The following is a 13,404-nucleotide window of genomic DNA, read 5'->3' as shown; positions in this document are numbered from 1 at the left end:
CCTTTACACAGGGTACATATTAAAATACGTCTCTTTTTTTTATATAATAAATAGAGAATGGCTGAATTATAGAATATAACGTAAAACAAATACAATATATGAAAGGGTTTTTAGTAAAGGAGTATGGGGTATATTATACTAAATTCTTATAAAAATTTGAAAATAAGTTCAGTTTTGCTTATGATTAGTAACGATGTGGTTATTATTTTAAAATATTTTTGAGATCCACATATTAAAAGTAGGAGTGGAGAGAATGAACAAAGTTACTAACGTTTTTTGGATAGGAATCGCTATTGCGATTGTCTTCGTTGGTTGGGGGGTGCTCATGCCAGATAACCTTAATCAGGTTATGACGGTATCCCAAAATTTCTTCTTAGATCAATTTGGTTGGTTTTATCAGCTTGCCGCAACTTTCTTTTTAATATTTGCAATTTATTTGATTTTTAGTCGGTTTGGGCATATCAAGCTAGGAAAGGATACAGATAAGCCTGAATATAGCAGGCTCACCTGGTTTGCTATGCTCTTTAGCGCCGGGATGGGAATAGGGCTATTGTTCTTTGGTGTATCAGAACCAATGTCCCACTTTTCTACCCCGCCATATGGTGAAGGAGGAACGGTTGAAGCCGCGCACCTTTCCCTTCGATATACATATTTACATTGGGGATTCCATGCATGGGCTATTTACGCAACCATCGCTTTAGCGCTAGCTTATTATAAATTTAGAAAAGGGGCGCCGGGATTAATGAGCGCAACGCTTTATCCACTATTAGGAGATAAAGTGAAAGGCCCTATCGGGATTACAGTAGATATTATTGCAGTATTTGCGACAATATTTGGTGTTGCCGCTTCTCTAGGCCTTGGGGCTCAACAAATTAACGGTGGTTTAAGTTATTTAACAAACATACCTAATAATTTCACAATTCAATTGATTATTATTGCGATTATCACTGTTCTTTTTACTGTTTCAGCAGGAACAGGAATAAAGAGGGGGATAAGGTATTTAAGTAATGCTAATATGGCGCTTGCTGTATTATTGCTTATCATGTTTGTCATTCTCGGACCAACAAAATTTGTGTTAGATTTATTTGTCACTACTTTCGGAGAATACGTTCAAAATATATTTGCTATGGGCATGAGACTTGCTCCAATGAATGCAGAAAGTGAAACGTGGATTCAAGATTGGACAATCTTTTATTGGGCATGGTGGATTGCCTGGTCTCCTTTTGTTGGGACATTTATTGCAAGGGTCTCGAAAGGAAGAACGATTAGAGAGTTTATGATAGCCGTAACAGTTGTGCCAACAGTCGTTTGTGCCTTTTGGTTTGGCGTATTTGGAGGATCTGGTATTTTCTTTGATTTTACTCAAGGAACAGATATAGCAGGTCAAAGTCTTGAGACGGGGTTATTTTTCTTATATGAACAACTTCCACTCGGTGGTATTTTAACTATCGTTACACTATTGTTAATCTCTACATTCTTTATTACATCTGCTGATTCAGCTACATTTGTGCTTGGAATGCAAACAACAAATGGAAGTTTGAATCCCCCGAACTATGTGAAATTTACCTGGGGATTTTTGTTATCAGCATCAGCGATCGTTCTAATGATTACGGGTGGACTTGAAAGTATGCAGACGGCTATAATTGTTAGTGCTTTCCCGCTTACAATTATTCTGTTATTTACGTGCTGGGGAATGATTAAATCATTTAATGAAGAAGTACCAAGAAAGCAACGTAGTATGGATAAGAAAGCCAAGTCCAAAAAAGATCTAAAAACGGTTTAAAATAAAACCTTTGGAGAACATTCTCCAAAGGTTTTTTAAATAGAGCTAGATACCGAGGAAAAGAAGATAAGCAATATGAGCGGTCTAACATTAACTTCCGATCAAATAAAAGCAGGGATGGAATACGCAATGTTGGCAGAATGAATCAAATTTCGCTATTATTAATGTATGTGGATTAAAAACGAGAAAACAATCATACAAAGCTGGTGGTCTCGTTTGGCTGCTACAGACCCCGGCAGGACTAGGTTACATCAAGCAGCAAGAATAACGATTAGCGTTTTTTCTTCCGTCATGACAATGCTGTGGTTGACCACAATACTTGGGATATCATTTACCCCAGCTATTCTTGCTGGGGTGGTAAGTCTTTTATCATTATTGCTTGTGAATGATGACACAGATAAAAAGAAAAAAATCACTGCCCTTTTGTTAGTAATTTCAAGTATTATTTGGCTAACACTTCGAACATTGCTTAGTTCTATTCCATTTGTTACGGATGGTTTGTTTTTACTTGTGATCTTTTTTGCTTACTACTTACAACATTATGGTTTTCGATATTTTGGACTATTTATGATTGCTTTTTTATCAATCTATTTTTCAACCTTATTGAAACTTCAACCATCCGATTTGCTCGGTTTTATCCTCGGAATTGTTGTCGGGGGAGCATACTCGTATCTTTATCACTTTATTCTGTTCAGAAATCGTCCTAAAAGACAGCTCAGTCGAAGTATGAAGTCGTTTCATATTCAAACAAATCTAACGCTAGATCTCGTACTTGATGCCATTGCAGATCCGACTCCGAATCGCTATAGAGCCTTGTTATTAAAGCGAGATGTAAGAAAACTTAATGAGTATGCACAGGTTATTTCAAGCCAATTAACAACGACTGATCCAGGAGAAGTCTGGAGTGGTATAGACGCTGAGCAACTTAGAATGTACGTCTTTGATGCAGAAATGTTAATTGAAACACTTTACCCAGCAGTTAAAAGAATGAAAGAACTTCATGCACTTGAACATAATGAAGTGAGAAAATTGCTATATAAAGTCGTTGAATCCATTAGAGACGCTGAGGTGTTACGAAGCCACGATATCGTTGGAAACTTAAAGCAAACACAGACCGTTATCGAAGAATTAAAAAATCAGCTGATCGAATTACGAATATCTAATCATCAAAATAAAGATTGGTTATGGTTAATTAGGAGAATAGAGTCGATTGCCAATCATCTTATTGAAAGTTCAAACGAACTCGGAGCTAGACGGATGGCAAATATTGAAGAACAAGTTCGATTAGACGATCCAGAAGAAGTAAAGAAAGAAAATGTTCAAGAAAGTGAAAAATCAAATCAACCAAGAGCAGCTACAAAGAAGGCGCTCCAAGCTATCGTAGCAGGCGCAGTGGCTATTTTCTTAGGTTATTTTCTTTCACCTACTCACCAGTACTGGGTTCTCCTCTCTGCATTTGTAGTACTTTTAGGAACGGATACCGTTGGAATGACGTTACAAAAAGCTTTTCAACGGTCACTGGGAACTATTTTCGGCGCGGTTGCAGGTTTTGGCCTGGCGCATCTTCTTGAAGGAAGGCTTGTCTTAGAGTTAATTGCATTATTTTGCTGTATCTTTATGGCGTTTTATTTGCTATCCATTTCGTATGCGATGATGATGTTTTGGATGACAATGCTAATCGCAATTATGTACGATTTTATCCTAGGTGGGATTACAGAACAGATTCTAATAGCTCGCGTGTTTGATACGTTAGCAGGAGCATTCATTGGCTTTCTAGCGGCAGCAGTGATCTATCCTAAAACTACACGTGAAAAGGTTGCAGATACTGCGGAAGATTTTCTTAATAAATTAAATGAGTATGTGTCGGATTATCTTGAATCCTTTTCACATACTGAAAAGAATTTTAATTTTACAAATCAGGCGTTTGGTATTGATGAACAAATGCGAAAAATCGTTGAAGATGCGAGGCCGCTTCGTAATCGACCTGCTATTCTTGCCCGATCAGGGATTGAACGCTGGTTAACTGTACTAACAGCGATTAATTATTTTGCTAAACATCTATTGGCTTCGACAAATCGAAATAACCGTTCAACTATCATAGAAGGATCAGAGAACACACTTTTCGAGGTTAATGAAGTGATTAAACATAATGTCCATACATTACTTAAACTATTAAAAGGTGAAACAGGGTTAACGATGTATAGTTTAAATAAAGAAAGAGAGCATATTGAAGGTCTTTCAGAAAAAGTTGAATATGCAGATGTAAATTTGAAAAAGTTTGTAAATGACCTCTATTATATATGGAGAATTAACCAGTCACTATTGATATTAGGGAAGGAACTTGGCTCAATAAAGAATAAAGAAGCATCTGATCATTTTAATACAAATCGTAACCTGGAGCAGTAACGCACCGGGTTATTTTTTTGTTGAGCAAAATGTTGATGGGGCGATTGAAACTAAGCTTTCATTCGAATAAACCAGAAATCAATACATCTAAATATAGGCTAACTAATCCTTAATGAAGTGACTTGAAGTGGGAGCTATGAAAATAAATCAAAAATGATTAGTTTATTAAAAGGTAGAGCGGGAATAGAGAGGTGTGACAGTATAATTTTAATTTAGGATTGACAATAGGAGGAAATATTCATGGTTAACAACAAGACTGTATTTATTACAGGCGCAGCTAGAGGTATTGGTTTTGAAATTGGTGAAACGTTCGCAGAGAATGGAGCAAAAGTTGTTCTATCTGACATAAATGAAGAAGGAACAGAAGAAGCTGCTCAGAAACTAAGAGATAAAGGTTATAACGCTATTGGTATTAAAGCAGACGTGACTAATGAAGATGAAATTAAACAAGCAATTGACCGTACTGTAGAAGAATACGGTCGCTTAGACGTGTTAATAAATAATGCGGGACTTCAGCACGTATCTGCATTAGAAAACTTCCCAACTGAGAAGTTTCGTATGATGCAGGATATTATGCTTACAGCTCCTTTCATAGCAACAAAGCATGTATTTCCAATCATGAAGAAACAAGGATTTGGGCGAATTATTAACATGGCATCTATCAATGGTGTCATCGGTTTCGCAGGGAAAGCGGCTTACAATAGTGCCAAGCATGGGGTCATCGGCCTTACAAAAGTTTCTGCACTTGAAGGTGCGGAACACGGTATTACAGTAAATGCCATGGCACCAGGATATGTTGATACACCACTCGTAAGAGGACAGATGGAAGATCTAGCGAAAGAACGCGGAGTAGAGCTAGAAAAGGTACTAGAAGAAGTAATCTATCCACTTGTACCACAAAGAAGACTTCTTGAAGTGAAAGAGATAGCTGATTACTCAATGTTTATCGCAAGTGATGCAGCGAAGAGCATTACAGGTCAAGCCCTACTAATTGATGGTGGCTATACAGCTCAGTAAATTTAGATTTTACTAAAAAAATATTAAAGCAGCGCTTTCTAATGAGAAGCGCTGCTTTTTTATTGATCGCTAAAGGCTATTTGAAGACCAATTAAAGCAAGCAATAAAGCTTTTGCAAGATTGAATTTTCTAGCTAGGGCATGATTTTCTACGACATAGAATGCGATTTTTCCTGCAAAAAAGCTTATTGCACTAAAGATAAGAAAGGCTTGTAGAATGAAAACCCCTTCTAAAATTAACATTTGAAGAGCGGGTGAATTCGCCTGCTGGTTTACAAACTGTGGAAGAAGGGCGAGAAAGAATATGGAGACTTTTGGATTTAAAATATTCATAACAATCCCTTTTCGATATAAAGAAAAATAAGGTCTGCTAGGTTGACTTAGGGGTTTAGCTGCGGATCCGCTATCTTTAAAAGCTTCATATGCCATGAAAAGTAAGTAAGCTGCCCCGCGGTAACAATCGAAAAGGCGAGAGAGGATTGATAAAGGACGGCAGAAATTCCTAAGGTAGCAGCAATATGTACAAGTAGTCCTGAAGAGAGGCCAAGAAAACCATATCCTCGTGAAGTGATCCGTCAATTCGTCTCTCGATTTCAATTAGATGGTAGCGGGACATTGGCCGGAAAAGACCAATAACTTGACAGGTTTCTCATTAATGATATAATTCTGACATCTTTTAGTGTTGTTGGAGGAATAGTTCCATGGAACCCATTTTACTTGATATACCAAATAAATTTAGCACTGACCGTTTACATATACGTTCTCCACTACCTGGGGGTGGTGCTTCGGTTCATCAATCAATTGATGCCTCGTTAGAAGAGCTTAAACCCTGGATGCCTTTCGCACATATAGATCAAACGGAAGAAGATGTTGAAGCGAATATCCGCGAATCTCACGTAGCGTTTTTAAAGCGGGAGGATCTTCGACTATTACTCTTCCATAAACAGACGGGTGATTTTATCGGTTCCTCAGGGTTACATCGAATAGATTGGAACGTTCGTAAATTTGAAATCGGTTATTGGATTGATTCTAGATACGCTGGTCAAGGCTATATGTCTGAAGCGGTCCAAGGCATTGTAGATTACGCCTTTTCAGAGCTAAACGCTAGAAGGCTAGAAATTCGTTGTAATGCGACAAATTGGCGAAGTCGGCGAATTGCCGAGAAACAATCGTTTCAACTTGAGGCTATTTTACGAAACGACCATGTCTCAATTGATGGCAGTAAACTAACTGATACATGCGTCTATGCTTTAACAAAAAAATAAATTTGGTAAGAATATGCATCTTACTTATGGGAGGAATAAGGTTCTTGCATCAAGAATAAACGAGTAATGAATGATTTTGATGATGGAGGGAAACTATGTGATCGAACGAGCGACGATAGAAGAAAGAGATTTTATTTTGTCGAATTCCATTCAATCTGTTAATGAAGGAACGACAAATCCTGGTATCGTAAAAGAAGAGAAAGCACTTGAAATTGTATCATCCATTCTTGATCGAGGTGGTTACCACCTCATTTATCGCGACGAAGGGGAAATTGCTGGCTGGGTATTACTTGGAGAAAACACGGATTATTTTACAGAAAGCAAGCATGGGTTCATTTATGATGTATTTGTTTTTCCAAAGTTTCGTGGGAAAGGGTATTCTAAGCAGCTCGTTCAAGCGAGTATTGAAAACTTCAAAGAACAGGGATATGAGGAAATTCGTTTGAATGTGTATTCCTCTAACTTCGCGAAATACATTTATAAAGACATTGGATTTCGAGAACTTCAAACGATCATGGTTTATAAATAGTTGTCCAGCTTCTTTTCATTTATTAAAAGAATGTGAAAAACAACTCATAATCAATCATCATGCCCTTGGAACTTGCTACACTATTTTTGCAGGGACTTCCCCGGTTCCTGCCCCCCTTAAAATATAAAGTGTGAGCCCCATGCATTTCCCAGCATGGGGCTTTTCCTTTTCAATCACACAGAAATGAGGGAGAGTATTGGTATATCAATTTAAGTTAATAAGTCAAGAAGAAGTCGAGCGAATTATCTCGTGGAACTATGATGGGCTATACTCATTTTATAATATGGACGAGGATCTTGAAGATCTAAAAGAGTTCCGGGAAGATGCAGCCAGCAATGAAAATTATTGGAGCGTCTACCATAGGGATCATCTTATTGGTTTTTTTAGTTTTCATGTGCATGAAGACAACCATATAGAAATTGGCCTAGGAATGTGTCCCGATAATGTTGGAAAAGGAGAAGGCTTTTCTTTTTTAGAGGCTGGCCTTCAAAAAGCAGTTGAATTGTATCGTCCAACTTCCTTTGGAATGGCAGTAGCTGAATTTAATAAACGAGCCATAAAAGTGTATCAAAGGGCTGGATTTCAAATCACTCATCTGTTTATGCAACAAACCAATGGGGGAGAATTTCAATTTGTTGAAATGAAGAAAAACCTCGTTTAAAACAATAATTGCAAAATACTAAATAGACCGATAGAATGAATCAAAATTAGATTTTTAATTTCCTTATTGAGAGAGGCGGAGGGACTGGCCCTTTGATGCCCGGCAACCTGATAGACAAGGTGCCAAATCCAGCAGAGTCTATGCTCTGAGAGATAAGGAAGAGCTCTGAAGCGAACTCTTCCTTATTAGTTAGGAAGAGTTTTTTTAGACGATTCAATAAATGAGAGACGGGTTGTGAAGAATTTGAAAAAAGCTGACCGTATTCGCAAAATGAAAGTTCCAGATGCAAGTGAAAAGTATGGTGATCGTCTGCCACCGGGGCAAGTACTTACAGAAAGGTTCCCTATTCTACATGAAGGTGATGTACCTGTGTATGAGATGTCGACATGGAACCTAAGTGTATTTGGAGAAATTGATAAGGAAGTGATCATTTCCTATAGCGACATACTTGCCTTACCACAGAAGAAAGTAAAGTGTGATATTCACTGTGTCACAAGGTGGTCTAGGTTTGATAATACTTTTGAAGGGGTTTTGATTAAGGATTTTATGAACGCATATGGGATAGTACCGAAAACGAACCATGTTATGCTACATGGTGACTATAACTATACAACGAATATTCACCTCACTGACTTAATGAGAGATAATGTTATTCTTGCCCACTCAGTCGATGGAGAGAAATTAACGGCAAAACACGGATGGCCTCTCAGGTTAGTTGTACCGCATCTTTACTTCTGGAAAAGTATTAAATGGATCAGAGGTATAGAATTTATCAATGAAGACAAACCTGGTTTTTGGGAACAAAACGGATTTCATAACCATGCCGATCCATTTAAAGAAGAAAGGTTTTCTGGAGAGGATTTGGGACTACCGGAAGATGAATGGGAGAAAAAAGAGTTTGATTAATTTTTCTTGAAAAAGCGGGCGTGATTAACACATATAGAATTGATTGAGGAAAAGGTAGTTTATTATCACATTCTAAATATCATCATATCTATAAAAAAATAGTTTAAACTTGAAAGTCAGCAGAACCTTAGTATGTGTGGGTTTTGCTGACTTTTTATTCTCTGGTAATTAAAAAAGAGAAGAATTTTAAAAAAGAATGATCTAAATGGATCTTCCCTCCGTTAGCTAAGTGTAAATCGAAATTAAGGGGAGTGGATTTGAAAATGAATACGAACAAGAATATGAAAAAGAAAGTGATCGATTGGAAAAAGGGACTATTAATTGTTCCGCTTAGCTTTTCACTTTTAATACCAACTGCTGGAGCATTTGCCTCTGACCACGACCAGCAAATGGACAAGCCTACAGTAGAAACACCAGGTGCTGATCTTCGTGCTGATCTTGGCCATTTACTAAGTGAGCATGCTTATCTTGCAGTAGAAACAATGAGAAAAGGAGCTGAAGGTTCTGCAGATTTTGAAGCTTCTGCTGGTGCCTTAAGTGAAAACACGGAAGACCTTACAGCTGCGATTACATCCGTTTATGGTGAAGAAGCAGGAGCTGAATTTAATGAAATTTGGAGCAATCATATCGGTTTCTTCGTTGACTATGTGAAAGCAACAGGTAATGAAGATGAAGATGCAAAACAAAAAGCTTTAGATAGCTTAGATGGTTATAAAGAAGATTTCTCTAATTTCTTGGAAAATGCAACAGGAGAACGACTTCAAGCTGAAACATTGTCTGAAGGACTTCAAGCTCACATTAATCAGTTGATTGGTTCATTTGATAGCTATGTAGCAGGTGATTATGAGATGGCTTACGAGAAAGAACGTGAAGCGATTGCTCACATGCAAATGGTGGCTAAAGGATTCTCTGGTGCCATTACTGATCAGTTCCCAGACAAGTTCGAGAACACAAAAGCCGTAACACCAGCATCTGATCTTCGTGCAACATTAGGTCATTTATTATCTGAACATGCTGGTCTTGCAATGATGACAATGCAGAACGGAATCGACGGATCAGAAGACTTTGATGCATCTGCAGCTGCACTAAGCGAGAATACGGATGATCTAGCTGCTGCGATAACTTCTGTATATGGTGAAGAAGCAGGAAATCAATTTAAAGAAATGTGGTCTGGACATATCGGTAACTTTGTAGAATATGTTCAAGCGACAGGAGCTGAAGATGAAGCTGCTCAAGAAAAAGCACTAAAAGCGCTGGAAGACTATCGTGCAGACTTCTCAAGTTTTCTTGAAACAGCAACTGAAGGTAGATTAGAAGCGGGACCATTATCTGAAGGTTTACAAATGCATGTGAATCAATTAATATCTGCGTTTGATAGCTACACTACGGAAGACTACGATGCAGCTTATGATTCGGTTCGTGAAGCTTATGCTCATATGTATAAGCCGGCAAAGGGACTTTCTGGTGCTTTCGTAAACCAATTCCCGGACAAATTCGCTATGGAAGCTATGCCAACTGGTATGCCTAAAACAGGTATGGGTGGTACAGCTGAACAGCAAATGCCAATCGAATGGATTGTTGCAGCCATTCTTGCAACTATGGCTGCAAGTGGCGTAATTGTTCGTAGAAAAATGCAGAAAAGCTAAGGGAATAGATGATAGGGTAGCCTAACATACCCGCTAGAAAAGCAATAGCCAAAGTGGCTATTGCTTTTCTTCGTGAAAAGGACAATGAACTTGTCGTACTTACGCTATAGGAAATGGTTTTAATAAAGTTTGAGATGTAAGGAGCGTTACAGCATCATGTTTATAAAAAAGGTATACTGATAATGGGAAAATAGATGATGCCTGACTATGAAACACAATCAAGTTCGTCAAATATGTCTTTCAGTTGCTAGGATAGTTTATATGAGGGGGAAATTAGATGAAGCGAAAGTTTACATTTATTTTCGCAACGCTACTTTTTATTGTTGCATGTGGGAATAGTGAAACCAATGAAACTGGTAAAACAGAGGTGTTATCAAAGGAGTGGGATGAAATCGTATCCTCTTCTAATGGAACAGAGGTAAATCTCTTTATGTGGGGAGGAGATGAAGGCATTAATCAGTACATTGATGAATGGGCAGCACCAAGATTAAAAGAGGAGTATGATATTACGCTTAATCGTCAGCCGATGAATACCGAAGAATTTATGCAAAAACTTTTAACAGAGAAAAAAGCAAATAAAAACAAAGGTACAATTGATGTCATATGGATCAATGGCGCAAACTTCAAAAATGCTAAGAATGCTGATTTATTACTAGGTTCTTTCTCAAAGAAGCTGCCTCATTTTCAAGAATACATTGGATCAAAGGATCAGAATGCTGAATATGATCAAGGGACGGAAATTGATGGATTAGAAGCTCCGTGGGGAAATGTTCAATATGTTTTTCATTACGATTCGAGCAAGATCGATACACCTCCAAGTACACTTGAGGAGTTAAAGCAGTGGATTCACGATAATCCTGGGAAGTTTACGTATCCTAACGTTTCGGATTTTACTGGTAATACGTTCGTGAAGCACCTACTCATAAAAGGTTCAGGCGAAGAGTCGGGTCTTCTGGCAAAGGAATTTAACAAAGAAATTATTAAAGATTCCGAAGAATACGTGTGGAACTATCTTGATGATATAAAGTCTGATCTTTGGCGTAATGGTGAAACTTATCCTGAATCATTGACTAAACTTGATACGCTTTATAGTCAGGGGGAAATCCTAATGACTATGGGCTTTAACGAAGCAAGAGCAGAAAGTTTAATTGAAAATGGGACGTTTCCTGAAAGCACGAAGTCATTTGTTCTAAAAGATCCTGGATCGGTTTCAAATACACACTATCTCAGTATTCCATTTAATAGTCCGAATCCAGAGGGAGCTATGACAGTTATTGATTTTCTTGAATCGCCAGAAGCTCAAATAGCTAAAATGGATCCTACAATGTGGGGGGAAGGTACGGTATTAAATTTCGATAAATTGAGTGAAGAGGATCAGAAGGTTATTGGTAACCTTGACCGGGGAGAAAGCGTACTTTCCACAGAGGTTTTAAATGAATATAAGCTACCAGACTTAGATACAGGTTACACGGAGTGGATTAATAATGAATGGGCGAATCGGGTTATTGAGCAATAAGTGGAAATTACGTTTATATTTATTACCTGCGATTGCGGTTACATTGCTACTTGTAGGGCATGGAATGTGGTCAGCGGTAGCTCAAAGTTTTCAAACAATAGATGGGGAATGGACTATTGCAACATACGCGGAACTTTTTAGTAATCATGCTTTTTTTCATTCCCTTAAATTAACGTTTCGAGTTGCCGTCCTGTCCACCTTACTATCGTTAGTGATAGGATTAGTAATGACTAGAATGTTATATGAGTTATTTAAAGATTCAACGTTGAAGATACTTGTATGGATACCGATGTTAATTCCTCATTTTGTTGCAGGTTATTTAGTATTTTTGTTTTTCTCGCAAAGTGGACTGTTCTCTTCTCTACTTTATCAAATTGGAGTATTAGAGAGTCGAGGGAATTTTCTAGTTCTTGTTCAAGAGAAATTTGGGTTGGGGATCATTTTAACATATGTCTGGAAGGAAGTTCCTTTTGTAATTCTCATGCTGTTGCCTGTTTATTATGAGATCGATCATCGCTATTCTGAAGTCGTTCGAACGCTAGGTGGAAGTAAGTGGGATGTTTTTAAAACCGTTGAACTACCCTGGATACTCCCGATTCTCATCGAAACAGCAGTAATCTTATTAGCATTTGTTGCTTCTGCGTTTGAAATCCCATATTTATTAGGTGTCACACGACCAGAAATGTTACCAGTTAGAGCGTACGAATGGTTTTATGATGGGGATTGGAGCAAGCGACCACTTGCATTTTCTGCTATGCTTCTTCCAGGAGTGCTCGCCCTTCTTCTTGCGACCTTTTCAATCGGAGCTGTGCAAAAACATAGGCTTAGAATGATAAAGGGGAGAAACAGATGAGGTTATTTTTGAAGCGTTTAGGGAAAAGAGAGTTAGCAACTAGTTTCGTGTTTGTTTTGTTTATTATTTTATTCATCCTACCTTTTGTAACAATAGGAATGAAAAGCGTCTCCGAAGGGTGGAGGTGGCCTGCGTTATTTCCAAACGAACTAAGTTTGGATGCGTGGCGTAGCATTATGAAAGATCCTTCATTAATCGAATCAATTGTTACAACGTTCAAGATTGCTCTTCTAGTTGTAATATTAAATATTTTGCTCGCGATACCAGCGGCCAGGGCTCTTTCTCACTATACGTTTAAAGGAAAATCCATTATTGAGGGACTATTGCTATCCCCTATTTTAATACCTGGCATTTTACTCGCAATGGGGCTTCAATTTACGATGATACAATTTGGCTTAGCAGATAAGATGATAGGCGTTGTCATTGTTCATTTGATTCCTACGCTACCTTATGCCATTCGTGTCATGAGGGCAGGCTATGAGAGAATGGGAAGTAGTCTAAATGAGCAGGCTGCTGTACTAGGAGCCGGTCCGTTGACGCGCTTTTTGACAGTAGCCCTACCTTTATTACTTCCAAGTATTCGAAGCTTAATGTTATTAACTTTTGTTATATCTTTAGGACAATATGCGCTTACAGCAATTATTGGGGGAGGTACAGTGATCACCCTCCCATTATTATATTATCCCTATTTTTCAAGTTCGAATGAAGCAGTTATTGCAGGATTTTCAATACTTTTTGCTTTGCTACCCCTTCTATTTATTGGCCTGGTGGAAGTTATGTTGAGGCTGGTTATTCGAGCTGTTAATCGCGTTTGAAAGGAAGA

At 38.0% G+C, this 13,404-nt stretch carries 12 protein-coding genes and 1 riboswitch; of the genes, 11 read left to right on the top strand and 1 reads right to left on the bottom strand.

Annotated elements, in window-relative coordinates:
- Nucleotides 1-253: 253 nt before the first annotated feature.
- The 3 genes from AC0VYO_RS13640 (at nt 254) to AC0VYO_RS13630 (ending at nt 5,206) form a co-directional block, all read left to right on the top strand.
- On the top strand, nt 254-1,783 hold the full coding sequence (locus tag AC0VYO_RS13640) for a glycine betaine uptake BCCT transporter (protein WP_475365421.1): 1,530 nt from the start codon (nt 254-256) through the stop codon (nt 1,781-1,783).
- Nucleotides 1,784-1,951: 168 nt separating this feature from the next.
- Nucleotides 1,952-4,189: an FUSC family protein gene (locus AC0VYO_RS13635; RefSeq protein WP_475367698.1), complete on the top strand. Its 2,238-nt coding sequence runs from the start codon at nt 1,952-1,954 to the stop codon at nt 4,187-4,189.
- Nucleotides 4,190-4,429: 240 nt separating this feature from the next.
- The gene (locus AC0VYO_RS13630) at nt 4,430-5,206 is read left to right on the top strand and encodes a 3-hydroxybutyrate dehydrogenase (RefSeq protein ID WP_430246066.1); all 777 of its coding nucleotides are present in this window, start codon (nt 4,430-4,432) and stop codon (nt 5,204-5,206) included.
- Between the two features lie 59 nt (nt 5,207-5,265).
- Here the strand turns inward: AC0VYO_RS13630 and AC0VYO_RS13625 are convergent, their stop codons facing one another.
- On the bottom strand, nt 5,266-5,784 hold the full coding sequence (locus AC0VYO_RS13625) for a LysE family translocator (RefSeq protein ID WP_475367697.1): 519 nt from the start codon (nt 5,782-5,784) through the stop codon (nt 5,266-5,268).
- Between the two features lie 122 nt (nt 5,785-5,906).
- Between AC0VYO_RS13625 and AC0VYO_RS13620 the strand changes: the two genes are divergently transcribed.
- From AC0VYO_RS13620 to AC0VYO_RS13585, 8 genes are all read left to right on the top strand, one after another.
- Nucleotides 5,907-6,470, top strand: a complete 564-nt coding sequence (locus AC0VYO_RS13620; RefSeq protein WP_475367696.1) for a GNAT family N-acetyltransferase — start codon at nt 5,907-5,909, stop codon at nt 6,468-6,470.
- A gap of 97 nt (nt 6,471-6,567) precedes the next feature.
- Entirely contained in the window at nt 6,568-6,999 is a 432-nt protein-coding gene (locus AC0VYO_RS13615) for a GNAT family N-acetyltransferase (protein ID WP_194222332.1), read from the top strand.
- A gap of 196 nt (nt 7,000-7,195) precedes the next feature.
- On the top strand, nt 7,196-7,660 hold the full coding sequence (locus tag AC0VYO_RS13610; protein WP_475367695.1) for a GNAT family N-acetyltransferase: 465 nt from the start codon (nt 7,196-7,198) through the stop codon (nt 7,658-7,660).
- A gap of 60 nt (nt 7,661-7,720) precedes the next feature.
- Nucleotides 7,721-7,819, top strand: a riboswitch (SAM riboswitch).
- Nucleotides 7,820-7,903: 84 nt separating this feature from the next.
- Nucleotides 7,904-8,566: a sulfite oxidase-like oxidoreductase gene (locus AC0VYO_RS13605; protein ID WP_430246213.1), complete on the top strand. Its 663-nt coding sequence runs from the start codon at nt 7,904-7,906 to the stop codon at nt 8,564-8,566.
- A 296-nt stretch (nt 8,567-8,862) separates the two neighbouring features.
- Nucleotides 8,863-10,212: a copper amine oxidase gene (locus tag AC0VYO_RS13600; RefSeq protein ID WP_475369066.1), complete on the top strand. Its 1,350-nt coding sequence runs from the start codon at nt 8,863-8,865 to the stop codon at nt 10,210-10,212.
- A 277-nt stretch (nt 10,213-10,489) separates the two neighbouring features.
- Nucleotides 10,490-11,728 carry an ABC transporter substrate-binding protein gene (locus AC0VYO_RS13595; protein ID WP_475367694.1) on the top strand — a complete coding sequence of 413 codons (1,239 nt, stop codon included), beginning with the start codon at nt 10,490-10,492 and terminating at the stop codon, nt 11,726-11,728.
- On the top strand, nt 11,697-12,581 hold the full coding sequence (locus tag AC0VYO_RS13590; RefSeq protein ID WP_430246081.1) for an ABC transporter permease: 885 nt from the start codon (nt 11,697-11,699) through the stop codon (nt 12,579-12,581). The genes AC0VYO_RS13595 and AC0VYO_RS13590 overlap by 32 nt, the downstream gene beginning before the upstream one ends.
- The gene (locus AC0VYO_RS13585) at nt 12,578-13,396 is read left to right on the top strand and encodes an ABC transporter permease (RefSeq protein ID WP_303530844.1); all 819 of its coding nucleotides are present in this window, start codon (nt 12,578-12,580) and stop codon (nt 13,394-13,396) included. The genes AC0VYO_RS13590 and AC0VYO_RS13585 overlap by 4 nt, the downstream gene beginning before the upstream one ends.
- Nucleotides 13,397-13,404 lie beyond the last annotated feature (8 nt).

This window comes from Anaerobacillus sp. 63XJN7_4_ISO-PGPR-S23-413, assembly GCF_056173725.1.
The sequence above is the reverse complement of the archived record's forward strand: the minus strand, read 5'-3'. Positions and strand labels throughout refer to the sequence as shown.

What these genes read in the sequence shown, in the direction of transcription:
- AC0VYO_RS13630 (WP_430246066.1), top strand. Translation starts at nt 4,430, where the DNA reads ATGGTTAACAACAAGACTGTATTTATTACAGGCGCAGCTAGAGGTATT.
- AC0VYO_RS13585 (WP_303530844.1), top strand. Translation starts at nt 12,578, where the DNA reads ATGAGGTTATTTTTGAAGCGTTTAGGGAAAAGAGAGTTAGCAACTAGT.
- AC0VYO_RS13590 (WP_430246081.1), top strand. Translation starts at nt 11,697, where the DNA reads ATGAATGGGCGAATCGGGTTATTGAGCAATAAGTGGAAATTACGTTTA.
- AC0VYO_RS13595 (WP_475367694.1), top strand. Translation starts at nt 10,490, where the DNA reads ATGAAGCGAAAGTTTACATTTATTTTCGCAACGCTACTTTTTATTGTT.
- AC0VYO_RS13635 (WP_475367698.1), top strand. Translation starts at nt 1,952, where the DNA reads ATGTGGATTAAAAACGAGAAAACAATCATACAAAGCTGGTGGTCTCGT.
- AC0VYO_RS13640 (WP_475365421.1), top strand. Translation starts at nt 254, where the DNA reads ATGAACAAAGTTACTAACGTTTTTTGGATAGGAATCGCTATTGCGATT.
- AC0VYO_RS13620 (WP_475367696.1), top strand. Translation starts at nt 5,907, where the DNA reads ATGGAACCCATTTTACTTGATATACCAAATAAATTTAGCACTGACCGT.